We start from the raw sequence: 854 nt of genomic DNA on the forward strand, positions 1-854 counted from the left end.
CCCGTTGCCGCTCGCCGAAATAGGTGGTCAGGGCGAGACAATCCTCGTTCACACCGAACTCCTCGGCCGCGTTCACCATAGCCCTCCGAGCCAGCGCCCGAGTGTCGCGGCGGCGACGCCGACAACCACGCTGACCACGATGTTTGCGACCGCGCCGACGATCTGACGTTCCTCGGCGAGCCGTTCGGTCTCCAGCATCCAGGTGGAGAACGTGGTGTAGGAACCGACCAGTGCGGTGCCGGCGAGCAACGCCACGTGCTCGCTGAATGCGAGACCGCTGAACAGGCCGAGAACGAACGCGCCGGACAAGTTGACCGTAAGGGTGCCGTAGGGGAACGATCGCGCGGCGCGGCGGGCGACCGCGGTGTCCACCAGGAACCGCAGGATCGATCCGATCCCGCCGAGGACTCCGACGCTGGCCCAGACAAGCAGCGTGTTCATCGCGGCACCCGCACTCGGCGCACCGCCGCCGTGGTCAGATACACCGCGGCCAGGCCGGCCACGACGCTCGCGCCGACATAGCCGATCGCGAGTCCGTAGTTGTCGTGCTCGAGCATCGACACGGTCTCCACCTGCATCGTGGAGAAGGTCGTCAACCCGCCGCAGAATCCGGTGCCGAGGAATGGCCGGCGGTAGCTCGACAGTGGCAGTCGTTCGAGCAGGCGCGTCGTGAAGTAACCCAGCAGCGCGGCGCCCACGATATTCACGATGAACGTCGACCACGGCCATTGTCCGGGGTCGGTGACGAGCACCTTGCCAAGCCCGGCGCGGGCGTACGCGCCGAGCGCTCCGCCGACGAAGATCGCGACCAGCACGCGTCGGTCGTGGCCGAGCACCGCGCCTCCCTTCCGACC

2 protein-coding genes are annotated in these 854 nt (G+C 67.8%); both read right to left on the bottom strand.

The window, feature by feature from the left end; genetic code table 11:
• Positions 1-72 precede the first annotated feature (72 nt).
• Positions 73-441 carry a fluoride efflux transporter CrcB gene (gene crcB, locus A8G08_RS04075; protein WP_068270492.1) on the bottom strand — a complete coding sequence of 123 codons (369 nt, stop codon included), beginning with the start codon at positions 439-441 and terminating at the stop codon, positions 73-75.
• Entirely contained in the window at positions 438-836 is a 399-nt protein-coding gene (gene crcB / locus A8G08_RS04080; RefSeq protein WP_068270495.1) for a fluoride efflux transporter CrcB, read from the bottom strand. Before crcB (A8G08_RS04080) ends, crcB (A8G08_RS04075) begins: the two co-directional genes overlap by 4 nt.
• Positions 837-854 lie beyond the last annotated feature (18 nt).

Source organism: Aldersonia kunmingensis (assembly GCF_001646865.1).
Classification (GTDB): domain Bacteria; phylum Actinomycetota; class Actinomycetes; order Mycobacteriales; family Mycobacteriaceae; genus Aldersonia; species Aldersonia kunmingensis.